We start from the raw sequence: 21,356 nt of genomic DNA, 5'->3' as shown, positions 1-21,356 counted from the left end.
CGCTCGGCTAAGGCGACTTTCAATGCGTAATCTTCCGTCTCGCTCGCTCGCACTCGCGCTGATCGCCGTCCTTGCAATCCCCGTCGCGGGGTGCGCCGGTCGCGGCGGCCTCAAGAAGGGCGACGTGCCCTATGTCGCGCGCGACGTCGGCACGCTCTATTCGCTCGCCAAGCGCCGGCTCGACCAGGGCCGCTACAAGGAAGCTGCGGTGCTGTTCGACGAAGTCGAGCGCCAGCACCCCTATTCGGTCTGGGCGCGCCGCGCGCAGTTGATGAGCGCGTTCAGCTATTACATGGACCAGAGCTACACCGAATCAATCCAGTCGGCTCAGCGCTTCATCTCGGTCCATCCGGGCAATCGCGACGCGCCTTATGCCTATTACCTCGTCGCGCTCGGCTATTACGAACAGATCGCCGACGTGACGCGCGACCAGAAGATCACCCAGCAGGCGCAGGATGCCTTGGGCGAACTGGTACGCCGCTATCCCAATTCCAAATACGCCGCCGACGCGCGGCTGAAGATCGACCTGGTCCGCGATCACCTGGCCGGCAAGGAAATGGAGATCGGGCGATTCTATGAGACGCGCGGTCAGTGGCTTGCCGCGACGCTGCGCTTCCGTACGGTGATCGATCAGTATCAGACCACGACGCACGTGCCGGAGGCGCTGATGCGGTTGACCGAAACCTATCTCGCGCTCGGCGTGCCGGAGGAGGCGCAAAAGGCGGCGGCGGTGCTCGGCGCCAACTATCCAGGCACCGAGTGGTACAAACGTGCCTATGATCTGATGCAAAAGCATCCCTGGACGCCGGCCAAGCCGCTGGGCCCGGGCGAGCTGCCGGTACCCTTGGGCATGAAGGATGCACAACCCGTAGCTCCCGGGACCCCGGGCATCGCGCCGAAGGACCAGGGCGCGGGATCGACCGGGACCAGCAACACCGGCGGCGCGGGCAGCGGGCCGCCGAAATAAGCGATGACCCGGCGGCGGACTTGCCGGTAAGACAGCCGCTATGCTGACCGCGCTCGCCATTCGTGACGTCGTGCTGATCGAGGCGCTGGAGCTCGAGTTCGGCGGTGGGCTCGGCGTGCTGACGGGTGAGACCGGCGCGGGCAAGTCGATCCTGCTCGACGCACTTGGGTTGGCGCTGGGCGCACGCGCCGACAGCGGACTGGTGCGGCAGGGCGCGGCGCAGGCGGTGGTCACGGCGAGCTTCGACACGCCGCATGCCGACGGTCCGATCGCGGCATTGCTGGCCGACAACGGCTTCGACGTCGAAGCCGGCGAACCGCTGATCATCCGGCGCATCGTCAAGGCCGACGGCGGCAGCCGCGGGTTCGTCAACGACCAGCCGGCGTCGGCGGGATTGCTGCGCGATCTGGCGCAGCATCTGGTCGAAGTGCACGGCCAGCACGACGACAGGGGTTTGCTCGCGCCGAGCGGGCATCGTGCGCTTCTGGATGCGTTCGGAAAATGCCGCGCGGGCAGTGTCGCCGACGCACACCGGGCATGGCGCGAGGCGGAACAGGCGTTGCGCGACGCGCGGGATCAGGTCGACGCCGCGGCGCGCGACCGCGACTATCTGGAACATGCGGTGGGAGAATTGCGTCAACTCGCTCCCGAACCTGGCGAGGAGGAAGCGCTGGCCGATCGCCGCCGCACGATGCAGCGCGCGGAAAGGATCGCCGATGATATGACCTCGCTGGACACATGGCTCGGTGGGTCGGACGGCGGAATGGCGCAGCTTCGCCAGGTGGCGCGCGCGCTGGAACGGATTGCCGACGCGCACCCGGCGCTCGCCGAGGCGCTGGCCGCGATCGACCGTGCGATCAACGAGGGCGCGCTGGCCGAGGATTCTATCCACGCGGCCCGCCAAGCGCTGATGTTTGATCCCCGGGCGCTGGAGGAAGACGAGGCGCGGCTGTTCGACCTTCGTGCGATGGCGCGGAAGCATCGCGTCCAGCCCGGCGAGCTCGCTGCGCTGACCGACGGGATGGCGGCGCGGCTGGCGACGATCGAGGCGGGGGAGGAGGGGCTGGCCGCGCTCGCCGCAAAGGTGGCGGAAACGCGCGCCCAATACGAAGCCGCCGCCGACGCGCTGTCGGCGGAGCGCCACGTTGCCGCCGAACGGCTCGACCGCGCGGTGGCAGGCGAACTCGCCCCACTCAAGCTCGACGCCGCGCGGTTCCGCACCGTGGTCGCGGCGCTGCCGGAGGAACAATGGGGCGCGGGCGGCAAGGATCGCGTCGAGTTCGAGATTTCGACCAACCCCGGCGCGCCGTTCGCGGCGCTGACCAGGATCGCGTCTGGCGGCGAATTGTCGCGCTTCATCCTGGCGCTCAAGGTTGCGCTGGCGGAGGAAGGCGGGGCGGCGACGATGGTGTTCGACGAGATCGACCGCGGCGTCGGCGGCGCGGTGGCCTCGGCGATCGGCGAGCGGCTCGCGCGGCTGGCCGAGCGCACGCAAGTGCTGGTCGTGACGCACAGCCCGCAAGTCGCGGCGCGTGGCGAGCGCCATTTCTTCATCGCCAAGTCGTCCGACGGCACCGTCACGCGCACCGGCGTCCACGCGCTCGACGAGCGCGAGCGGCGCGAGGAGATCGCCCGCATGTTGTCGGGCGCGACGATCACCGACGAGGCGCGCGCGCAGGCCGAACGGTTGCTGGAGGCAGCGTGATGACACCGGCACAGCGCCGCGAGGGACGCATCGGCTTCACGATGTTGCCCGTCGGCATCGTGCTCGTCGCGGCGGCGATGATCGGCAGTATCGCGGTGTTCGCGCTCGCCTTGTTCCACTTGGCGACGCAGGACGCGAACTGGGGCTGGTATGTCGGATGGAGCGTGTTGGCTCTGGCGCTTGGCGTGCGCAATCTCGTGCGCTCACTGCAGACCATGGCGGCGCTCGACGTCGGCGGGACGTTGGTGACGATCGCCCTGTCGGTGGGGATCGTCGCCACCTATCCGGGCTGGTGGCTGTCCTAGAAGGACTGTTTGAGCGTTATCATCGCCGCCGGGGCGCAGATTCCGGCAACGCAGCGCTGCACCGCACGCCCGTCGATCGTCCCGTTGCCCAGCTTTGCCGTCATCGGCGGCAGCGGCTTGCCATTGGGCGGCGGGCCGAGCGGGCGCAGGCGGTACTGGTCACTGTCCTTCCTGCCGCACACCACGATGTCATCCCCCGTTGGATCGCAACTCGGCACGACTCGCAACGTCGTGGGCAAGACGGGTCCGGCCGCGGGCAAGGGCGGCGGCGCGGCTGCGATCGTCTGCACCGCCATCAATATCGCAACCAGCATCGCGCCCGCCTCCTGTCCGACGCCTCGTTACTAGCGTCAAATCGCAGCCGAAATGGGGCGGCGCTTGATCGCCGGGCGCGGCACGGATAGCGGACGACGGATGGCGGAGACGTTACCCTCGACCGACGCAGACGCAGCGGCCGAACTCGACCGCCTCGCCGCCGAGATCGCGCACCACAACAAACTCTATCATGCCGACGACGCGCCGGAGATTTCGGACGCCGACTACGACGCGCTGATGCGCCGCAACAGCGCGATCGAGGCGGCGTTCCCGCACCTGGTCCGCGCCGATTCGCCGAGCGTGAAGGTCGGCGCGACGCCGACGGGGAGCCTCGCCAAGGTCGCTCATGCTCGGCCGATGTTCAGCCTCGACAATGCGTTCGACGACGAGGAGGTCCGCGACTGGCTGGGGCGAGTGCGCCGTTTCCTGAATCTCGCCGAAGATGCCGAGGTGCCGATCACGGCCGAGCCCAAGATCGACGGCCTGTCCTGCTCGATCCGCTATGAGAATTGGCGGCTGGTGCGTGCGCTGACGCGCGGCGATGGGCAGGTCGGCGAGGATGTGACGGCCAACGTCCGCACGATCGGAGACATTCCGGCGGCACTGCCCCCCGGGGCGCCCGCAGTGTTCGAGGTGCGCGGCGAAATCTACATGGAAAAGGCTGCGTTCGCCGCGCTCAACGCGCGCTTGCTGACAGAGGCGGAAGACCCCGAAAAGGCGCGCCAGTTCGCCAATCCGCGCAACGCGGCCGCCGGGTCACTGCGTCAGAAGGACGCGAACGTCACCGCCTCGCGGCCTTTGCGGTTCTTCGCGTGGGGCTGGGGCGAGGCGAGCGACGTGCCGGGCGAGACGCAAAGCGCGGTGATCGCGGCGATCCGCGATTGGGGCTTTCCGGTGACGCGGCAATTCCAGCCTGGTGGCGATCTCGACGCCGCGCTTGCGGTCTACAAGGCGATCGAGGCCGAGCGCGCCGATTTGCCGTTCGACATTGACGGGGTGGTGTACAAGGTCGACCGGCTCGACTGGCAAGCCCGCTTGGGGTTTGTTGGGCGTTCCCCGCGCTGGGGCCTCGCGCACAAATTCCCCGCCGAACGTGCCCAGACGACTCTGCTCGACATCGATATACAGGTCGGCCGGACGGGGAAGCTGACCCCGGTCGCCAAGCTCGAGCCGGTGACGGTCGGCGGCGTGGTTGTGCGCAACGCGACGTTGCACAATGCCGACGAAATCGCGCGGCTGGGGGTGCGGCCCGGCGACCGCGTCGTGCTGCAACGCGCGGGAGACGTGATACCGCAGATCGTCGAGAATCTGACTCGCGACGATGCGCGCGCGCCATGGACCTTTCCCGACCATTGCCCCGAATGCCGCAGCGAAGCGGTAGCGGAGGAGGGCGAGGTCGACGTGCGCTGCACCGGCGGCCTGATCTGCCCGGCGCAGCGGCTCGAGCGGCTCAAGCATTTCGTGTCGCGCGGCGCGCTCGACATTGATGGGCTGGGCGAGAAGACCTTGTTCGAATTCCTCGATCTTGGCTGGATCCGCGAGCCTGCCGACATCTTCCGGCTGGCCGCGCACCGAGACGAGCTTGTCGGGCGCGATGGGTGGCAGGCCAAGTCGGTCGATGCGTTGCTCGCGGCGATCAACGCGCGGCGGACCCCGGATGCCGCGCGATTGCTGTTCGGACTCGGCATCCGCCATGTGGGCGCGATCACCGCGCGCGATCTGATGAAGATGTTCGTCGAGTTGCCAGCGTTGCGGGCTGCGGCGGAGGCTGTGCGCGCAGGGGATGCCGAGGCCATCGAGCGCTTCGCGCTGATCGACGGGGTCGGGCCGGTCGTGGTCGAGGCGCTCGGCGATTTCTTCCACGAGCCGCACAATCAACAGTTATGGGATGACTTGCTCAACGAAGTCGCGCCGCCTCCCTTCGTCGTCGAAACGCGCGAGTCGCGTGTTAGCGGTAAGACCGTCGTGTTCACCGGCGCCCTCGAAACGCTGAGCCGCGACGAGGCCAAGGCGCAGGCGGAGTCCCTCGGCGCGCGCGTCGCCGGATCGGTGTCCGCCAAGACGGACCTGGTGGTCGCCGGGCCGGGCGCCGGGTCGAAGCTGAAAAAGGCCGCCGAACTAGGAATAGAGGTGATCGACGAGGCCGGTTGGGCCGCAATCGTCTCCGCAGCCGGTTAAATAGTCGGTGATGCTTTTTTGCAACGCAACATGTTGAATCCGAGACCGTTCGCACCCTCGACTTGCACTGTCATGTAACCGAAATATTGTACGCTCATTGGCGCGGGGAAGGTGTGCGGATTCGGCGCATCGGGCGACAAGCGCTCATAGGGGAATATCATGCGAACTCAATTGCTTCTTGGCGTAGCTGCGGCTGCGATCATGCTTCCGGGCGCGGCCTACGCGCAATCGACCGGCTCGTCGGACTTCGAAGGCGACATCGTCATTACCTCGACTCGCGTGTCTGACAGCTCGATCATCATTCCGGATGTGCCCAAGAGCCGCGTCGGCATCGGCGCCGAACTGATCAGCCGCCAGCGTCCGGGCCAGACCGTCAACGAAATGATCAATCTGTTGCCGGGGGTCAGCTTTCAGAACAACGACGCGACCGGCGCGGCCGGCGGCACGTTCACCATCCGCGGTTTCGACTCCTCGCGCATTTCGCAGACGCTGGACGGCATTCCGCTGAACGACACCGGCAACTACGCGATCTATTCGAACCAGCAGCAGGATCCCGAGACGCTGGATTCGGTCAACGTCAACCTCGGCACGACCGACGTCGATAGCCCCACCGCATCGGCGGTCGGCGGCACCGTCGCGATCCGCACGCGCGTTCCGTCGAAGGATTTCGGCGTGATGCTGAGCAGCTATTACGGCCAGTATGCGGGTCGTGACGATCCGCTCAATCGCTCGCTGTTCCGCATGTTCGGCATGCTCGATACCGGCGACATCCTGAACACTGGCGTCCGTGCGTTCGTGTCGGCCTCGCGCCTGGAAGCGGACAATCCGTTCAGCAACTACAGCCGCCTGCGCAAGACGCAGATCAACGCGCGCATCTACAAGCCGATCGGCACCAACGGCGACTTCGTGTCGATCGCCGGCCAGTGGAACGAAAACCGCAACAACTTCCTGGGTTCGGTGCCGCTGCGTACCGATGCGAGCGCGACGCGCGTCGTCGGTCCGAACTCGTCGAACCGCGCACCCCTTACTGCGGCCGAGCGCTTCTATTCGATCAATTATCCCTGCGTAATCGGTGGTCCGACCCCGCCTAGCGGTTCGACCGCCGGTGCCGCATGCGGCACGGAGTTCGACCGGCGCTATAACCCCTCGAACACCGGCAACATCCGCTTCGGCTCGCGCTTCACGCTGGCCGAGGGTCTCGTGTTCACGGTCGACGCCAGCTACCAGAAGGTGAAGGCGAACGGCGGCGGCACGGTGACGTTGTACGAAGGCTGCGGCGCGGCCGGTAACACCGCGCGTGTCGCCTGCACCGCGGGCACCTTCACCGGCGTGATCAATACTACCAACAATACCGGTAACAGTTCGCCGGGCGGCTTTGCCTATTATACCGGTCGCGACCTGAACGGCGACGGCGTGATCACCCCGAACACGTCGATCACCGGTATGGCGCCGAGCCAGACTGGCACGAACCGCTATGGTGTTGTCGCGGGTCTCGCTTACGACCTGAATGAAAACAACCGCGTCCGTCTGACCTATACGCTGGACTATGGCCGCCATCGGCAGACGGGTGAGGCCGGCTTCCTGCAGGCGAACGGCGAGCCGATCGACGTCTTCCCAATCAACAACGGCATCAAGGATGCGACCGGGGCGCTGATCGAAAAGCGCGACCGTAAGTCCTTGGCGATCCTGAATCAGGTTTCTGGCGAGTATCGCGGCAAGTTCAACGACCTGACCGTTGTGCTTGGCGTTCGAGCGCCGTTCTTCCGTCGCGACCTGACTCAGAACTGCTTCACGGTTGCAGCAAACGGCAACGTCGCCTGCGTCTCGCCGACCCAGGTTGCTGCCTATGCCGCCGCATTCCCTTACACGTATTTCGGTCCGGGCGTGACGACCGTCGGCACGGTGACGCGTCCAACGACGGGTTCCTGCGCGGTCACCACGCGTGCGTGCGTCGTTGGCTTCGCACCGCCGCAGAACCGCGTGTTCAACTACAATCGCGTCCTGCCGAACCTCGGCCTGAATTACGATCTCGGCGGCGGGTCGAGCGTGTACTTTAGCTATGCCAAGGGCTTGTCGGTTCCGGGTACGGACAATCTGTACAACGCATTTTATTATGCTCGCGGTGCTGCGCAGGCTTCACCGGTACCGGAATCGACCGACAGCTTCGACCTCGGCTATCGTTATACGACTAGCAAGGTTCAGGCGCAGTTGGCCGGATGGTACACCAAGTTCCACAACCGTACCGCGTCGGTCTATGACGTGGAAAGCGACACCAGCATCTACCGCAACCTCGGCACGGTCGATAAGTACGGCATCGACGCGTCGATCGCGTACAAGCCGGTCAGCAACGTCCTGCTCTATGTCTTTGGGTCGTATCTGCACTCGAAGATCAAGAGCAACATCGAATCAGGCGTGTTGTCCAACGGAACGGTTCTGTACTTCCAGACGGCTGGAAAGCGGGAAGGCGGTTCGCCTGACTTCACGTTCGGCGGGCGTGCGCAGGCAACGCTGGGTCTCTTCGACATCGGTATCCAAGCCAAGTACACCGGTGCTCGCTTCGTCAACGACGAAAACCTGCCGGTCGTGACCTGCAACGTCACTGTGGTTGCCGGGCTCTGCCCGACTGCAGCGAATGTGCCGACTGCGAACGTCAACACAGCTGCGGCTGAGACGCAGATCTACGGCGCGAAGATCCCTGGCTACACGGTCGTCGATCTCGACATCCGCTTCAACCTGGGCCGTCTGATGGGCGACAACCGCAAGACCTACTTCCAGCTCAACGTCGGCAACCTGTTCGACAAGGTCTATATCGGCGGTCTGAGCGGTTCGAGCGGGTTCGTCGGTCTGCCAAGCCGCTATACGATCGGCAACGCCGTCATCGGTACGCCGCGCTCGATCACCGGTTCGCTGGTCTTCGCTTTCTAAGACCGGTTCACCGATCAGAAAAAAAGGCCGTCGTCCCTTATGGGACGGCGGCCTTTTTCTTGTTGCTATAGCCGGATCGTCAGGTCCGCATGAAACGTCCGCTGCGGGAACGGATGGAACAGGAAGTATCTGTCGTTGTTGACGTTATCGACGCCGATCCCGAGCGTGTAGCTCTTCGCGACGCTGAATTGCGCGCGCAGATCGACGACCAGGTATTTGTAGAACCCCTGATAGGTGTTCCCGACAACGTCGCTATTGTCGAGCGACCCGTACATCCGGCTCGCATAGCGCCCCGCCGCGGTCAGCGCGACGCCGTCGACGGGGCGCCACGTCGCGACTGCGGTCGCCTTCCATTCGGGGACGGTGGGAATGCGCTTGCCGATCGATGCCGGGAAGGCGGCGTTCGCGCGCGTCGTCGCGTCGGCGTAAGTCGCACTGCCCGACAGGTCGAAGCGGGGGAGCAGATCGGTGCGCGCGAATGCGAACTCGATGCCGCGCGCGCGAGTGCGATCGACATTCTGCACGAAGGTCGCGACGGTCGGCCCGCCGTTGAGGAGCCCGCTCTGCGAGATCAGGGCGTCCTTCACCGCCTCGCTGAACAGCGATAGCCGGACGAACCCCTTCGCATCCTTGCGCTCCAGTGCGAGCTCGAACGACCGCGCGCGTTCCGGGCGCAAGTTCGGATCGGGGACGGCGGCGACCGGCGTGGTGACGATCTGGTAGAGTTCGCCGACGGTCGGGAAACGCCACGCCTGGCCGAACGACAATTGCGCGCGCCAGCCCTTGGCCGGCTCCCAGGCCAGCGACGCCTTGGGCGAGAAGGTCGATGCCGACCGTTCGGGCTGGATCGCGGAAATCGCCGGGGACAGCGAGAAATTGACCCCGTCCGACGCGCGCCACCATTCGTACCGCCCGCCGAGCGACAGCGTGACGGTGGGCGTCACCTTCAACGCATCCTGCGCCCACAGCGCGGCGGTCCGCGTCTTGCCACGCGATTGCAGGTTGAGCGTCCCCGGCGCCCCGGCGATCCAATCGGTGGTCGCATAACGGTTGCTCGCGATGCGGAACTGGTCCCAATGCGCGCCGAAGCTCAGCGCGTTGGTTCCGGCATCGTCCGACCGCCACACCGCCTTCGCATCGACTGTGGTCCAGCCAGTGCCGTTCAGCCGAGTGATCGTCCCCGCACCGCCGCTCGTCGCAGCCGGCAGCGCGGTCGTCGCGATCCGTTGTTCGTCGCGATCGATGGTATATCGCGTGCCGATCACCTGCCAGTCGAACCGCGTGCTGCTTCCCGTGGCGGACAAAGCGTGCGACCAGTGTCGCTGATCGGTGACATAGACGCCGTTCGAAAAGGCGCTCGCCGCAACGGTGTACGCGCGCCCGTCGATGTTGAGCGATCCGGCATAGACCGGCGTGCCGGTCGCGGGATTGGTCAGGAAGCTCTCGACGCTCGAGTTGGTGCGATTCAGGAACAACCCGCCGACATAGGTCAGTCGGATGCGGTCGGTCAGGTCGAACGCGGCCTTCAGCTTGACGCGGTCCTGCCCCTGTTCCTCGGTCCCGCTGGTGCCGAGCACGCGGATCGGCTGGCCGGTGCGATTGAGATCAGGCAGTGCGCCGGTCACGACGGTGCCAGTTGCGCTCGTCGTCGTCGGCACGGTCGCGGTGACGTAGCCGAGCGGCTGGCCGCGGCTGGTGACGTGATCGTAGCTCGCGAACAGCGCCAGCCGCCCGAACCGGTCGCCGACCGTAACCCCGGCCTGATAGGCCGCGAAGGTGTCGCTGCGGCCATACAGGTCGTAGGTTTGCAAGCTGGTCCCTGCGGTAGCCGTTGCTTCGAGCTCGTCGGGCAGCCGTGTCGTGATGTTGACGACCGCGCCGATCGAATTGCCCGGATAGGCCGCGGAGAACGGGCCGTAGAGCACGTCGATCCGCGCGATCTCCTGCGGGCTGACCGCGCTCCAGCGCGGACTCGCCGAGGTATTGTTGTTGCCGATCAGCGCCGACAGCAGGGCGCCGTCGGCGTAGATCAGACTGCGCGCGCTAGCGCCGAGCCCGGCTGTGCGCGTCGCCAGCGGCGCTTGCGTGTCGCCGATGTGGCGCTTGCGGACGATCAGGCTGGGCAGGTATTTGACCGTATCCTCGACGTTCATCGCGTTCGTGGTGCGCGCGATCGTGTCGGCGTCGGTCGAGGCGGTCGCGTTCGGGGCGTTCTCGATCGACTGCTTCTGGCGTTGCGCCGTGATGAGGATGTCGTCCCGGCGGTCGTCCGCCGTTACGGGGTCGTCGCTCGCCCATGCGGGCAAGGCGGTAGTGGTCGCCAACACGGCAAGCGACGCGCGCAGCAGCGCGCTTCTTGAAATGGTCACGATGATTTCCCTTGCTGAAACACGAAAAGCCGCGAGGTCGCGGCGGTGGTTCAGGCGAGGGCTGGTGGTCCGGTGGCAGGGGGCGGCGGCGCGGCGAGGCCGCGGCCCGGCGCGCTGACGGCGCGGTCGACAAGGGGGGCGGTGCGTGTCGGCCGCAGCGGCGCGACGATCGCGGGCAAGGGCGGTGTCGCATCGGCGAGCCCGATCCCGGCGAACGCGCACGGATGATCGGCAGCTTGCCCCTTGGCGGGCGCTTCGTGATGCATCTTTCCGTGCGCCATCGGCATAGACATCGACGCGGCCGGAGCCGGCTCGGCCGGTCCCATGCCGTCGCACAGCACGAATTCGATGCCGCCGGATGCCTTTGCGACGGGCATCCATCCGTCGGGCGTGAGCCCGCGCGCCATCAGAACGCCCACGACCAGTACCAGCCAGGCGAGCCGGCTGGGCAAGGTGGGGACTGGGCGACGACGTGTCATTGCGGCCGCCCCTACCGCATATTGGTTAATGTTCCAGCCCCCGAGTGAGGCACGGTCCGTGACGCGCCCCTGTCTTTCAGTCGCGGCGCCAATGAGTATAAGGACGCCGCTCCATGGCCAGCCTGCCCACTCCCGCCGATCCGCCCGCCGTGGCGGCCAAGACGCCGTTCTGGCGTCCGGGGTTTCTGTCGCGCCCGTTCTTCGAGGATCGCAGCAAGGCGTTCTGGCGGCTGCAGGGCGTGGGCTGGGGCGGCTACATGCTGTTGCGCTCGGTCTCGGCCTTTTCGATCGCCAACTCGCTCTCGCTGCAATATTTCCTGCAAATCCTGCTGCAGGCGATCGTCGGCTATTGCGTCACCGTCTTGCTGTCGACGCTATATGCCCATTACCGGCAGATGCCGCGATTTCAGGAGATCGTCCTCACGCTGCTGACGTTGGGTGCTGCGACCCTGCTGGCGGCGACGATCAACGCCTGGGCTTTGAGTTTCCAGCCTGCCGCGGGGGCGAGCATGGCGGTGGCGGCGCCCGGCGTGACACTGAAGAGTATCGCCAGCCAGCTGTTCCTGACCTTCACCGTGCTCGGCGGGTGGACCGCGCTCTATTTCGGGATCAATTTCTACCTGATCGTCGAGGAACAGAACGACCAGCTCGAACGGCTGGGAACGCAGGCGTCGTCGGCGCAGCTCGCGATGCTGCGCTATCAGCTCAACCCGCATTTCCTGTTCAACACGCTCAATTCGATCTCGACGCTGGTGCTCCTGAAGGAAACCGAGCGCGCCAATGCGATGTTGTCGCGACTCGCCGACTTCTTGCGCTTCACGCTGATCTACGAGCCGACCGCGCATGTAACGGTCGCGCAGGAGGTGCAGACGCTGAAGCTCTATCTAGAGATCGAGAAGATGCGGTTCGAGAATCGGCTGCGTCCGGTGTTCGAGATCGATCCGCGCGCCGAGCGCGCGCGCTTGCCCTCTTTGCTGCTGCAACCGCTGGTCGAAAACGCGATCAAATATGCGGTCACGCCGAGCGAGGAGGGGGCGGAGATCGCGGTTTCGGCACGGCTCGTCGGCGAACGCGTGCGGATTGCCGTGTCGGACACTGGTCCCGGCTTGATCGAGAACAAGTTAGGTCCAAGCCTTTCAACCGGCGTGGGGCTCGCCAATATAAGAGATCGGTTGGTTCAGGCGTACGGGCCCGACCACCGTTTTGACAGTCGATCGACGCCAGGGGGCGGCTTTGTCGTGGAGATCGAGATTCCGTACCAACTGGACGATCCGAATAGAGAGGCCGCATGACGATTCGAACGATTTTGGTGGATGACGAGACGCTGGCGATCCAGGGACTCGAACTCCGCCTTCAGCCGCACGACGATGTCGAGATCATCGACCGGTGCGCCAACGGCCGCGAGGCGATCCGCAGCATCAAGACCAACAAGCCGGATCTTGTCTTCCTCGACATCCAGATGCCGGGCTTCGATGGATTTTCCGTGGTGCAGGGGTTGATGGAGGTCGAGCCGCCGCTATTCGTGTTCTGCACCGCCTATTCGGATCACGCGTTGCGCGCGTTCGAAGCGGACGCGGTGGATTATCTGGTCAAGCCGGTCGAGGAATCTCGTCTTGCCGACACGCTCGACCGTGTGCGCCAGCGGCTGACCGAGAAACGCGGCGCGGAAGAAGTCGAGAAATACAAGGAAGCACTCGCCGAAGTGGCGCCAGAGACCGCCGGCGAAATCTCCGACGGCGGCGGCGATCACGCGGCGAATCGCTTCGAAAAGCTCATCAACATCAAGGATCGCGGCAAGATCTTCCGCGTCGACGTTGATACGATCGAAGTGGTCGAGGCGGCGGGCGATTACATGTGCATCAAGACCGGCGACAACACGCTGATCCTGCGCCAGACGATGAAGGACCTCGAGAAACGCCTCGACCCGCGGCGGTTCCAGCGCGTCCACCGCTCGACGATCGTCAACCTCGACCTGGTTCGGCAAGTGAAGCCGCATACCAACGGCGAATGCTTCCTGGTGCTCGATTCGGGCGGGCAGGTGAAGGTCAGCCGCAGCTATCGCGACGTGGTGGCGCGGTTCGTTCACTGAACGGGGAGAAGCGGGATGGGCAGTCAGTTCGAAACCTTCGCAGCGCTGCACGTCCCGGGAGACCCACTGATCATCTACAATTGCTGGGACCCGGGCAGCGCGGTCGCGATCGCCAAAGCGGGCGCGAAGGCGATCGCGACGGGCAGCCACGGCGCTGCCGAATCGCTCGGCTTCCATGACGGCGAGCAGGTGCCGCTCGATATGGTGTTCGACAATGCCAGGCGGATCATGGGCGTGGTCGACGTGCCGATGTCGATCGATTTCGAAAGCGGCTATGCGCGCGAGGCGGCGGGGATTACGCCGAACCTGGCGGCACTCGCCGCGACCGGCGCGGTCGGGTGCAATTTCGAGGATTCGGTGATCGGCGGTGAGGGCGTCTATCCGATCGACGAAGCGGCGGCGCGGGTGGCGGCGGCGCGCAAGGGCGCCGGGGATGCGTTCTACATCAATGCGCGCGTGGACCTCTATCTGCGCAATCCGGCCGAAAAGCACGATGCGTCGCTGCTCGACGAGACCGTCGATCGCGCGGCAGCCTATATGGCGGCGGGGGCGAGCGGGATTTTCGTGCCGGGCCTGCGCGACCCGGCGAAGGTCGGCGAAATCGTGAAGCGCTCCGGTGCGCCGATCAACATCATTCCCGGCGATCAGCCGATTAAGCCGTTCGCCGACGCCGGGGTTGCGCGCATCAGCTATGGCGGCGGCCCGTGGTTCGCGGCGATGGCATGGCTGGAGGAACAAGCGCGCGCCGCGATAGAGTGGAAGTAGCTTGGGCGCCCGCTTTGAATACATAGTGTCATTGCGGGCGAGGCACCCGTCGATGCCCGCTGCGGCGCTGCGCGTCGCTTTGCCGTTTCCGCCAAGTCGCGAGTGGACGGCAGGCGAGCAGCGCGCCACACCCGAAGGCCAGCTGCTGGAAGGCGTTTATCGCGACAGCTATTGCGCCTGTGCCGTGGGCAAGGGCGAAGATGGCGAGCTTGCCAGATTGCTCAACCGCACGCTCGACGAACTGGAAGGCCGCCGCGACGTGCTGCTCGACTTGCGCGCGCAGGGAGCAACGTTCGCGTTCTTCGTGACGTGGGCACCGAAAGGCGATTCTGGCGAGACGTTCGATGCCGATTTGTTGGGCCAGATGGCTGAGCTCGGCATCGCGCTTGAGTTGAACGTGCTGCCTTAGTCGATCGGCTGCCGATCTTCCGCGGTCACGCCTAAATCGCTCGCGGTGAACAAGGTGTGGAGCGTTATCCCGCGCTCGCCCAGCATCTCGGTCGCGCCCTGTTCGCGGTCGAGGATAACGATCGCGTCGGTCATCACGCCGCCGGCCGCCGCGATCTGGTCGGCTGCCTTCAGGATCGAGCCCCCACTGGTCGCGACATCGTCGATCAGCACAACATTCTTATCCTGAAGCGTCTCGCCGCCGGCATCGTCGAGCCCCTCGACCATCAGCGACGTGCCGTGTGCCTTCGCCGCCTTCCTCACGAACACCGCGCCGATCGGCCGTCCGGCATCCCAGCTCGCCGCGGCGATCCCGCCGAGCAGCGGCACCGCGCCCATCTCCAGCCCGGCGACATAGTCTGCCTTCAGCCCGTCGAGCACCGACAACAGCCCGCGTGCGCATTGCGCGGCGCCCTCGGGCGTCATCATCGTCGCCTTCATGTTGAAATAGATCCGGCTGCGCTTGCCCGACACCAGCAGGAAGTCGCCGCGCTTGAAGGTGCGGGTGGCGAGCAGCGCGCGCAGCGCGTCGCGGTCATAGGCGGCCATGGCGTACTCCCGATAAGGAAAGGGCGCCGCCGTCGCCGGCAGCGCCCTCCCTTCGATCAGAAGTGGCTTGGGATCAACCCGCCCCGTGCGCCGCCAAAGCCGCGAGCAGGAGGAGCGCCACGATGTTCGTGATCTTGATCATCGGGTTCACCGCCGGGCCCGCCGTATCCTTGTACGGGTCGCCCACCGTGTCGCCGGTGACCGCGGCCTTATGCGCTTCGCTGCCCTTGCCGCCGTAATTGCCGTCTTCGATATACTTCTTGGCATTGTCCCATGCGCCGCCGCCCGAGGTCATCGAGATGGCAACGAACAGGCCGGAAACGATCACGCCCATCAGCATCGCGCCGACCGCGACGAAGCCCTGTTCGCGGCTGGCGACGGCCTGGATGATGAAGAACACCGCGACCGGGCTCAGCACCGGGAGCAGCGAGGGGACGATCATTTCCTTGATCGCCGCCCGCGTCACGATGTCGACCGTGCGGGCATAGTTGGGACGGCTGGTCCCTTCCATGATGCCCTTGTCGGCGGCGAACTGCGCGCGAACGTCCTCGACCACCGATCCGGCGGCACGACCCACGGCGGTCATGCCGAACGCGCCGAACAGATACGGCAGCAACGCGCCCAGCAGGAGCCCAACGATGACGTACGGATTGCTGAGGTCGAAGCGGACCTCGCCGATGCCGAGCTGCGTCGCATAGCTCTTCAGGTCGGTCGTATAGGCGCCGAACAGCACGAGCGCTGCCAGCGCCGCCGAGCCGATCGCATAGCCCTTGGTCACTGCCTTAGTCGTGTTGCCCACCGCATCGAGCGCGTCGGTGCGGTGGCGCACGTCTTCGGGCAGGCCCGCCATCTCGGCGATGCCGCCCGCATTGTCCGTCACTGGACCATAAGCGTCGAGCGCGACGACCATGCCGGCCAGCGCGATCAGGCTGGTCGCGGCGAACGCCACGCCCACGATCCCGGCGAGCTGGAACGCCGCGACGATCGCGATGACCAGCACGATAGTCGGCAGCGCGGTCGATTCGAGGCTGATCGCCAGACCCTGGATGACATTGGTGCCGTGGCCGGTCGACGACGCCTTGGCGATCGACTTGACCGGACGATAGTTGGTGCCGGTGTAATATTCGGTGATCCAGACCAGCAGGCCGGTGACGACCAGGCCGATCATCATGCACCAGAACAGCTTGGCGCCGGTGAACGCCGTCGGGCCATCGCCGATCTGCGTGGCCATGTCGCCGAGCACGTGTTGCGTCACGAAGAAGATCGCCGGGATCGACAGGATCACCGTCGTCCAGAACCCCTTGTACATCGCGCCCATGATCGACTGCTTCGAACCGAGGCGGACGAGATAGGTGCCGATGATCGAGGTGATGATGCACACGCCGCCCACGATCAACGGCAGCGTCATCAGCTGGAGCAGATTGTCAGCATTGGGCATCAACAGCGCGATCGAGACCATCGTTAGGCCGATCGTCACTACGTACGTTTCGAACAAATCGGCCGCCATGCCGGCGCAGTCGCCGACGTTGTCGCCGACGTTGTCGGCGATGGTGGCGGGGTTGCGGGGGTCGTCCTCCGGGATGCCCGCCTCGACCTTGCCGACCAGGTCGGCGCCGACATCTGCCGCCTTGGTGAAGATGCCGCCGCCAAGACGCGCGAAGATCGAAATCAGCGACGCACCGAACGCGAGCGCGGTCAGCGCCTCGACCACCTTATGGTCACCGGGCTGGAGGCCCGACGGGCCGGTCAGGTACCAGAAGATGCCCGAAATGGAGAGCAAGCCGAGGCCAGCCACGAGCATGCCGGTGATTGCGCCCGAGCGGAACGCCAGCGTCAGGCCGCCTTGCAGCGAACCGCGCGCGGCTTCCGCCGTGCGGACGTTGGCGCGTACCGAGATGTTCATCCCGATATAGCCGGCGATCCCGGACAGTACCGCGCCGATCAGGAACCCGACCGTCGACAGCCCGCCAAGCGTAAAGAACAGGATCGCGGCGACGATAACGCCGACGATCGCAATGGTGGTGTATTGCCGGCCGAGATAGGCCTTGGCGCCTTCCTGAATAGCCGAGGCGATGTCCTGCATCTTCTCGTTGCCGGCGGGCGCGCGCAGCACCTGCATACTGGTGATGATGCCATAGGCCACGGCGATCAGGCCGCAGACGATGGCCGCATACACGATCGTCATCCTCTTTTTCCCCTGCTGCACGCGTGACGGGACCGCCCGCGCATTTCCCTAGGTGAGGGCAGGGTATAGAGGCGCGAGCGGCTTGCGCAAGCTATCGGATCAATGGCGGAATCCGAGGGTGGCGGGAAGAGGAACCGGCCGTCCCTGCCACATCAGCGTGATGCCCGACCCCGCGGTGAAGCGCCCGACCCGGAACGCACCGACCGGCGGCTCCTTCTCCTTGGGTAAAGCGAACAGCAGTTCATAGTCGTCACCAGCGGTTGCGGCCGCAACATGGGCATCGCGGTCGGCACCTGCAAATGCAAGGTAGTCGGCTGACAGCGGCAGCGCGGCAAGGTCGACCGTAACGGCCAGTCCCGACGCGGCGGCCATCCGGCTCGCATCGATCAGCAGACCGTCGGATATGTCCATCATCGCGTTGACGACGAGTGCCAGCTTGCGCCCCTCAGCGAGGCGCGGGGTTGGGCGGCGGTAAGCGGCGAGCAGCGCGCGCGGCCCCGCTTCGCCCCGCGCGATCCGGAGGCCGGCGCCCGCGTTGCCGATGTTGCCAGTCACCCATAGCGCGTCGCCCGCCTTCGCGCCGGATCGCGGCGGGCCGGGCGCGTCGCGACCGATCGCCGTAAGCGTCAGCACGCGCGGCGCACCGGTGGGCAGCAACACCGTATCGCCGCCGAGCAGGGGGCATGACAATGTCGTTAAGGCCCCGGCCAATCCGACGAGGAAGGACTCGTCCCAGCTATCGTCGCCTAGCGGATAGTTGAGCAGCACACCTTCGGGAATTGCACCCTTCGCGGCGAGATCGGACAGGCTCACCGCCACCAGTTTCCACGCGACGTCGCCGGGCGGATCATCGGGCAGGAAATGCACGCCCTCGACGATCGTATCGGTGGTAATCGTCAGGCCCGCGAGCTTGGCGGTGTCGTCGGTCAAACCTGAAGCGCCGGGATGGAGCGGCAGCCGGCGCAGGGCGGCGAGAAACTCGTCCTCCCTCATGGCTCGCGTTTCGCACCGTCGACGTCGCGGCGAAAGCGGTCGGCTTCCGCCTTGGTGGCCGCTTTTTCCACTTTGGTCCGCCCGAAAGCGATCCTGTTGGCATCAGCCGCTGTCCGCGCCGCCTCCCGCGCCTTCACCTTGCGCGCGCGGTTGAGGTTGACGATCTCTGCCAGCTCAGCCTCGCGCGTCCTTCGCCACCGCGTCGAGCAGCCCGTTGACGAACCCCGCCTCACGGCGTTCGTAGAACGCCTTGGCGACGTCGACATATTCGCTGATGACTGTGCCCGTCGCGGTGTCGGCGCGCGCGAGCAGTTCGTAGGTCGCAGCGCGCAGCAATGCTCGCATCGGCTTGTCGAGCCGGTCGAACGACCAGTCGCTCGACAGTTTGGCGGCGATCAGCCGGTCTATCTCATCCGTGCGCGCCAGCACCCCAGTCACGACGTCGTCGAAATAGGCTTCATCGGCGGGGGCGTATTCGACATCCTCGATCGTCGCGCCAAGGCGATGGTTGTGGAATTCGTGGAGCAGTGACGCGAGCGCCGTGCCCTCCATCTCATGCTGATAGAGCGCTTGCGTGGCGGCGAGCCGCGCGGCGGCGCGGGCGGTGGATCGGGCGGACGTTCGGCGTGACATTGACGCGCAGATAGGTAGGTTCGTCGGCGATGGCAAAGCGTCTCGTCATTCTAGCTGGTCTTGCGGCGTTCGCGTGGCCCGCTGTCGCTTCGGCTTGCTCGATCGTTGTCGACCATGAACCGACTTTCTGGGAGAACAAGGCGCGTGCCAAAGAGCTTTTGGCGCAAGCGACCTTGGTAGTCGATGGCGAGGTAATCGAGCCTGAAACGGAGACCACACCTGCCAAGATCAAGGTCGTGCGCTGGTTTCGTGGTCCCAAGGTCGATTATTTCTTCAGTAAAGGCGGTGGAGGGGACTGCACTGACCGCTTTGAGGTGAAGGGTGAGCGGCAGCGTTTCGTCATGTTCGGTGGGCCCGAAGTTTACGATACGTTCATGGGCTTCGAACCCTCGCCTCAGCGAGCGATAGACCGGCTTCTCGGATCCGATCGGCGGAAGGATTGGCCCTACTATAACCCTGACTTTCCACCCCAGATGAGGAAGCGCTAGCTCTTTAAGCGTAAGGCCACCGAGCGCGCATGGGCGGGCAGGCCTTCGGCATCGGCCAGCGTCACGGCGGCAGGACCGATCGCTCCGAGCGCCGCCCCATCGAGCGACAGGAAGCTGGTGCGTTTCATGAAATCGAGCACCGACAGCCCGCTGGAAAAGCGTGCGCGGCGGCCGGTGGGGAGGACGTGGTTCGGCCCGGCCACGTAATCGCCCACCGCTTCGGGCGTGTAGCGGCCGAGGAACACCGATCCTGCATGCTTGACCATGTCGAACAGCGCGTTCGCGTCGTCACACGCCAGTTCGAGATGTTCGGGGGCTAGCCGGTTCACCAGCGGCACAGCTTCGAAGAGGTCGGCGGTGACGATGATAGCGCCGTTCGCGTCCCAACTGGCGCGCGCGACCTTGGCGGTGGCGAGTTCGCCGATCTGGAGATCGACAGCATCCGCTACCGCGCGCGCAAGCGCGGCGTCGTCGGTGAACAGGATCGACTGGCTCGACGGGTCGTGTTCGGCCTGGCTGAGCAGGTCGGCGGCGATCCACTGCGGGTCGTTCTTGCCGTCCGCGACGACGACGATCTCGCTGGGCCCGGCGACCATGTCGATCCCGACCACGCCGTAGAGCTGGCGCTTGGCCTCCGCGACCCAGGCGTTGCCGGGGCCGCACACCACATCGACCGGCGCGATCCGCCCAGTACCGTAAGCGAGCGCCGCGACGGCTTGCGCGCCGCCGATCCGCCAGACCTCATCGACGCCGGCAATATGCGCGGCGGCGAGCACCAGCGGATTGATCTCGCCGTCCGGGGTCGGGGTGACCATCACTAGCCGCTCGACCCCCGCGACCCTAGCGGGGATCGCGTTCATCAGCACTGAGCTCGGATAGGCCGCGCGGCCGCCGGGCACGTAGATCCCCGCAGCATCGACCGCCCGCCACCGAGCGCCAAGCCGCGCACCGACGGCATCCACTTCATCGCGATCATCGGGCTTCTGCTTGGCGTGATAGGTTGTGATCCGTTCGGCCGCGAGTTCGAGCGCGGCGCGCAGGTCTGGAGCCAGCGAGTCATAAGCGGCGAGCCATTCCGCCTTCTCGATCCGCCAGCCGGTTTCGTTGAGGTCGTGCCGGTCGAACTTCTTGGTAAAGGCCTGGACCGCCGCATCGCCCTCGTCGCGGACGCTGGAAACGATTGTGCGGACGTCGCGCGACACGTCGGCATCAGTTTCGCGCCGCGCATCGACCAGCGCCTGAAACTGGCGGTCGAAGCCGGGTTCGGAGGTCGAGAGCTTGATCATGCCATGACCGCCCGCCGGAACGCGTCGACCAACGGCACCAATTCGGGCCGGGTCTTGAACGCCGCGCGGTTGACGATCAGGCGGCTGGTCACGTCCATGATCCGCTCGACCTCGACCAGGCCGTTTTCCTTGAGTGTGCGACCCGACGAGACGAGATCGACGATCCGCGGGGCGAGGCCGAGCGTCGGCGCCAGTTCCATCGCGCCGTTCAGCTTGACGCATTCGGCCTGCACCCCGCGCGCCTCGAAATGGCGCTGCGTAAGGTAGGGGTATTTGGTCGCGACGCGGACATGACTCCACCCGCGCGGGTCGTCGGTCGCGGCCAAGTCGGCGGGTTCGGCTACCGACAGCCGGCAATGGCCGATGCCGAGATCGACCGGCGCATAAAGCTCGGGATAGTCGAACTCCGCCAGCACGTCCGATCCTACGATGCCGAGCTGCGCCGCGCCGTGCGCGACGAAGGTCGCCACGTCGAAGGCGCGGACGCGAATCAGGTCGATACCGGGGTCGCTGGTCGCGAACCGCAACGCGCGGCTGTCCTCGTCGGCGAACGCCGCTTCGGGCTCGATCCCGGCGCGCGCGAGCAACGGCGCGGCCTCGGCGAGGATGCGGCCCTTGGGCACGGCGATGACGATCGGCTGCGACATTTGGCGGGGCTTTACTTGCGGGCTTGCGAAG

At 65.8% G+C, this 21,356-nt stretch carries 20 protein-coding genes; 10 read left to right on the top strand and 10 right to left on the bottom strand.

Going from position 1 to position 21,356, the window contains the following annotated elements:
• The first annotated feature begins 22 nt into the window (after nt 1–22).
• Genes J0J06_RS08585 through J0J06_RS08575 form a run of 3 tightly spaced genes read left to right on the top strand, consistent with a single transcriptional unit; the run spans nt 23 to nt 2,977 of the window.
• Nucleotides 23–967: an outer membrane protein assembly factor BamD gene (locus tag J0J06_RS08585; protein WP_294041076.1), complete on the top strand. Its 945-nt coding sequence runs from the start codon at nt 23–25 to the stop codon at nt 965–967.
• A gap of 40 nt (nt 968–1,007) precedes the next feature.
• Nucleotides 1,008–2,672: a DNA repair protein RecN gene (recN, locus tag J0J06_RS08580; RefSeq protein ID WP_294041074.1), complete on the top strand. Its 1,665-nt coding sequence runs from the start codon at nt 1,008–1,010 to the stop codon at nt 2,670–2,672.
• Nucleotides 2,669–2,977 (top strand): hypothetical protein, encoded by a 309-nt coding sequence (locus J0J06_RS08575; protein WP_294041072.1) that lies wholly within the window; start codon nt 2,669–2,671, stop codon nt 2,975–2,977. The genes recN and J0J06_RS08575 overlap by 4 nt, the downstream gene beginning before the upstream one ends.
• On the opposite strand, the gene J0J06_RS08570 is transcribed toward J0J06_RS08575, so the two are convergent.
• Nucleotides 2,974–3,291, bottom strand: a complete 318-nt coding sequence (locus J0J06_RS08570; RefSeq protein ID WP_294041070.1) for a hypothetical protein — start codon at nt 3,289–3,291, stop codon at nt 2,974–2,976. The two genes, J0J06_RS08575 and J0J06_RS08570, sit on opposite strands and share 4 nt — an antisense overlap.
• A gap of 100 nt (nt 3,292–3,391) precedes the next feature.
• Here J0J06_RS08570 and ligA point away from each other — a divergent pair, with 100 nt between their 5' ends.
• Nucleotides 3,392–5,470: an NAD-dependent DNA ligase LigA gene (ligA, locus tag J0J06_RS08565; protein WP_294042440.1), complete on the top strand. Its 2,079-nt coding sequence runs from the start codon at nt 3,392–3,394 to the stop codon at nt 5,468–5,470.
• A gap of 159 nt (nt 5,471–5,629) precedes the next feature.
• Nucleotides 5,630–8,395 carry a TonB-dependent receptor gene (locus tag J0J06_RS08560; protein WP_294041069.1) on the top strand — a complete coding sequence of 922 codons (2,766 nt, stop codon included), beginning with the start codon at nt 5,630–5,632 and terminating at the stop codon, nt 8,393–8,395.
• 65 nt (nt 8,396–8,460) lie between these two features.
• Here the strand turns inward: J0J06_RS08560 and J0J06_RS08555 are convergent, their stop codons facing one another.
• A complete protein-coding gene (locus tag J0J06_RS08555; protein ID WP_294041067.1) occupies nt 8,461–10,764 on the bottom strand; it encodes a TonB-dependent receptor in 2,304 nt (767 codons plus the stop codon).
• Between the two features lie 50 nt (nt 10,765–10,814).
• A complete protein-coding gene (locus J0J06_RS08550; protein ID WP_294041065.1) occupies nt 10,815–11,243 on the bottom strand; it encodes a hypothetical protein in 429 nt (142 codons plus the stop codon).
• Nucleotides 11,244–11,356: 113 nt separating this feature from the next.
• On the opposite strand from J0J06_RS08550, the gene J0J06_RS08545 reads away from it, so the two are divergent.
• From J0J06_RS08545 to J0J06_RS08530, 4 genes are read left to right on the top strand one after another with little or no spacing between them, the layout of a single operon-like run.
• The gene (locus tag J0J06_RS08545) at nt 11,357–12,535 is read left to right on the top strand and encodes a histidine kinase (RefSeq protein ID WP_294041063.1); all 1,179 of its coding nucleotides are present in this window, start codon (nt 11,357–11,359) and stop codon (nt 12,533–12,535) included.
• Nucleotides 12,532–13,332: a LytTR family DNA-binding domain-containing protein gene (locus tag J0J06_RS08540; RefSeq protein WP_294041061.1), complete on the top strand. Its 801-nt coding sequence runs from the start codon at nt 12,532–12,534 to the stop codon at nt 13,330–13,332. Before J0J06_RS08545 ends, J0J06_RS08540 begins: the two co-directional genes overlap by 4 nt.
• A gap of 15 nt (nt 13,333–13,347) precedes the next feature.
• Nucleotides 13,348–14,097 carry an isocitrate lyase/phosphoenolpyruvate mutase family protein gene (locus tag J0J06_RS08535; RefSeq protein ID WP_294041059.1) on the top strand — a complete coding sequence of 250 codons (750 nt, stop codon included), beginning with the start codon at nt 13,348–13,350 and terminating at the stop codon, nt 14,095–14,097.
• A gap of 52 nt (nt 14,098–14,149) precedes the next feature.
• Nucleotides 14,150–14,506 carry a hypothetical protein gene (locus tag J0J06_RS08530; RefSeq protein WP_294041057.1) on the top strand — a complete coding sequence of 119 codons (357 nt, stop codon included), beginning with the start codon at nt 14,150–14,152 and terminating at the stop codon, nt 14,504–14,506.
• Here J0J06_RS08530 and pyrE read toward each other — a convergent pair.
• From pyrE to nusB, 5 genes are all read right to left on the bottom strand, one after another.
• Nucleotides 14,503–15,093: an orotate phosphoribosyltransferase gene (gene pyrE / locus J0J06_RS08525; RefSeq protein ID WP_294041055.1), complete on the bottom strand. Its 591-nt coding sequence runs from the start codon at nt 15,091–15,093 to the stop codon at nt 14,503–14,505. The genes J0J06_RS08530 and pyrE overlap by 4 nt on opposite strands.
• Nucleotides 15,094–15,166: 73 nt before the next feature.
• A complete protein-coding gene (locus tag J0J06_RS08520; RefSeq protein ID WP_294041053.1) occupies nt 15,167–17,278 on the bottom strand; it encodes a sodium-translocating pyrophosphatase in 2,112 nt (703 codons plus the stop codon).
• Nucleotides 17,279–17,377: 99 nt separating this feature from the next.
• Nucleotides 17,378–18,271, bottom strand: coding sequence for a thiamine-phosphate kinase (gene thiL / locus J0J06_RS08515; RefSeq protein WP_294041051.1), 894 nt, complete (start codon nt 18,269–18,271; stop codon nt 17,378–17,380).
• The gene (locus J0J06_RS08510; protein ID WP_366931202.1) at nt 18,268–18,537 is read right to left on the bottom strand and encodes a DUF4169 family protein; all 270 of its coding nucleotides are present in this window, start codon (nt 18,535–18,537) and stop codon (nt 18,268–18,270) included. Before J0J06_RS08510 ends, thiL begins: the two co-directional genes overlap by 4 nt.
• Complete coding sequence (gene nusB, locus J0J06_RS08505) at nt 18,446–18,904, bottom strand: transcription antitermination factor NusB (protein WP_294041049.1); 459 nt, start codon at nt 18,902–18,904, stop codon at nt 18,446–18,448. Before nusB ends, J0J06_RS08510 begins: the two co-directional genes overlap by 92 nt.
• Nucleotides 18,905–18,933: 29 nt before the next feature.
• Here nusB and J0J06_RS08500 point away from each other — a divergent pair, with 29 nt between their 5' ends.
• Nucleotides 18,934–19,392, top strand: a complete 459-nt coding sequence (locus J0J06_RS08500) for a hypothetical protein (RefSeq protein ID WP_294041047.1) — start codon at nt 18,934–18,936, stop codon at nt 19,390–19,392.
• Here the strand turns inward: J0J06_RS08500 and hisD are convergent.
• Together hisD and hisG are read right to left on the bottom strand one after the other, a co-directional pair.
• On the bottom strand, nt 19,389–20,678 hold the full coding sequence (hisD, locus tag J0J06_RS08495) for a histidinol dehydrogenase (protein WP_294041046.1): 1,290 nt from the start codon (nt 20,676–20,678) through the stop codon (nt 19,389–19,391). The two genes, J0J06_RS08500 and hisD, sit on opposite strands and share 4 nt — an antisense overlap.
• Nucleotides 20,675–21,325, bottom strand: a complete 651-nt coding sequence (gene hisG / locus J0J06_RS08490; RefSeq protein ID WP_294041044.1) for an ATP phosphoribosyltransferase — start codon at nt 21,323–21,325, stop codon at nt 20,675–20,677. Before hisG ends, hisD begins: the two co-directional genes overlap by 4 nt.
• Nucleotides 21,326–21,356 lie beyond the last annotated feature (31 nt).

This window comes from Sphingomonas sp., assembly GCF_017304615.1.
GTDB lineage: Bacteria > Pseudomonadota > Alphaproteobacteria > Sphingomonadales > Sphingomonadaceae > Sphingomonas.
Note: the sequence above shows the minus strand (reverse complement) of the source record. Positions and strands in the feature narration are given on the sequence as shown.

What these genes read in the sequence shown, in the direction of transcription:
- J0J06_RS08530 (WP_294041057.1), top strand. Translation starts at nt 14,150, where the DNA reads ATGCCCGCTGCGGCGCTGCGCGTCGCTTTGCCGTTTCCGCCAAGTCGC.
- pyrE (WP_294041055.1), bottom strand. Translation starts at nt 15,093, where the DNA reads ATGGCCGCCTATGACCGCGACGCGCTGCGCGCGCTGCTCGCCACCCGC.
- J0J06_RS08540 (WP_294041061.1), top strand. Translation starts at nt 12,532, where the DNA reads ATGACGATTCGAACGATTTTGGTGGATGACGAGACGCTGGCGATCCAG.
- J0J06_RS08520 (WP_294041053.1), bottom strand. Translation starts at nt 17,278, where the DNA reads ATGACGATCGTGTATGCGGCCATCGTCTGCGGCCTGATCGCCGTGGCC.
- J0J06_RS08585 (WP_294041076.1), top strand. Translation starts at nt 23, where the DNA reads ATGCGTAATCTTCCGTCTCGCTCGCTCGCACTCGCGCTGATCGCCGTC.
- J0J06_RS08560 (WP_294041069.1), top strand. Translation starts at nt 5,630, where the DNA reads ATGCGAACTCAATTGCTTCTTGGCGTAGCTGCGGCTGCGATCATGCTT.
- recN (WP_294041074.1), top strand. Translation starts at nt 1,008, where the DNA reads ATGCTGACCGCGCTCGCCATTCGTGACGTCGTGCTGATCGAGGCGCTG.
- J0J06_RS08500 (WP_294041047.1), top strand. Translation starts at nt 18,934, where the DNA reads ATGGCAAAGCGTCTCGTCATTCTAGCTGGTCTTGCGGCGTTCGCGTGG.
- J0J06_RS08550 (WP_294041065.1), bottom strand. Translation starts at nt 11,243, where the DNA reads ATGACACGTCGTCGCCCAGTCCCCACCTTGCCCAGCCGGCTCGCCTGG.
- J0J06_RS08535 (WP_294041059.1), top strand. Translation starts at nt 13,348, where the DNA reads ATGGGCAGTCAGTTCGAAACCTTCGCAGCGCTGCACGTCCCGGGAGAC.
- nusB (WP_294041049.1), bottom strand. Translation starts at nt 18,904, where the DNA reads ATGTCACGCCGAACGTCCGCCCGATCCACCGCCCGCGCCGCCGCGCGG.
- J0J06_RS08570 (WP_294041070.1), bottom strand. Translation starts at nt 3,291, where the DNA reads ATGCTGGTTGCGATATTGATGGCGGTGCAGACGATCGCAGCCGCGCCG.
- J0J06_RS08545 (WP_294041063.1), top strand. Translation starts at nt 11,357, where the DNA reads ATGGCCAGCCTGCCCACTCCCGCCGATCCGCCCGCCGTGGCGGCCAAG.
- J0J06_RS08510 (WP_366931202.1), bottom strand. Translation starts at nt 18,537, where the DNA reads ATGTCGACGTCGCCAAGGCGTTCTACGAACGCCGTGAGGCGGGGTTCG.
- hisD (WP_294041046.1), bottom strand. Translation starts at nt 20,678, where the DNA reads ATGATCAAGCTCTCGACCTCCGAACCCGGCTTCGACCGCCAGTTTCAG.
- thiL (WP_294041051.1), bottom strand. Translation starts at nt 18,271, where the DNA reads ATGAGGGAGGACGAGTTTCTCGCCGCCCTGCGCCGGCTGCCGCTCCAT.
- hisG (WP_294041044.1), bottom strand. Translation starts at nt 21,325, where the DNA reads ATGTCGCAGCCGATCGTCATCGCCGTGCCCAAGGGCCGCATCCTCGCC.
- ligA (WP_294042440.1), top strand. Translation starts at nt 3,392, where the DNA reads ATGGCGGAGACGTTACCCTCGACCGACGCAGACGCAGCGGCCGAACTC.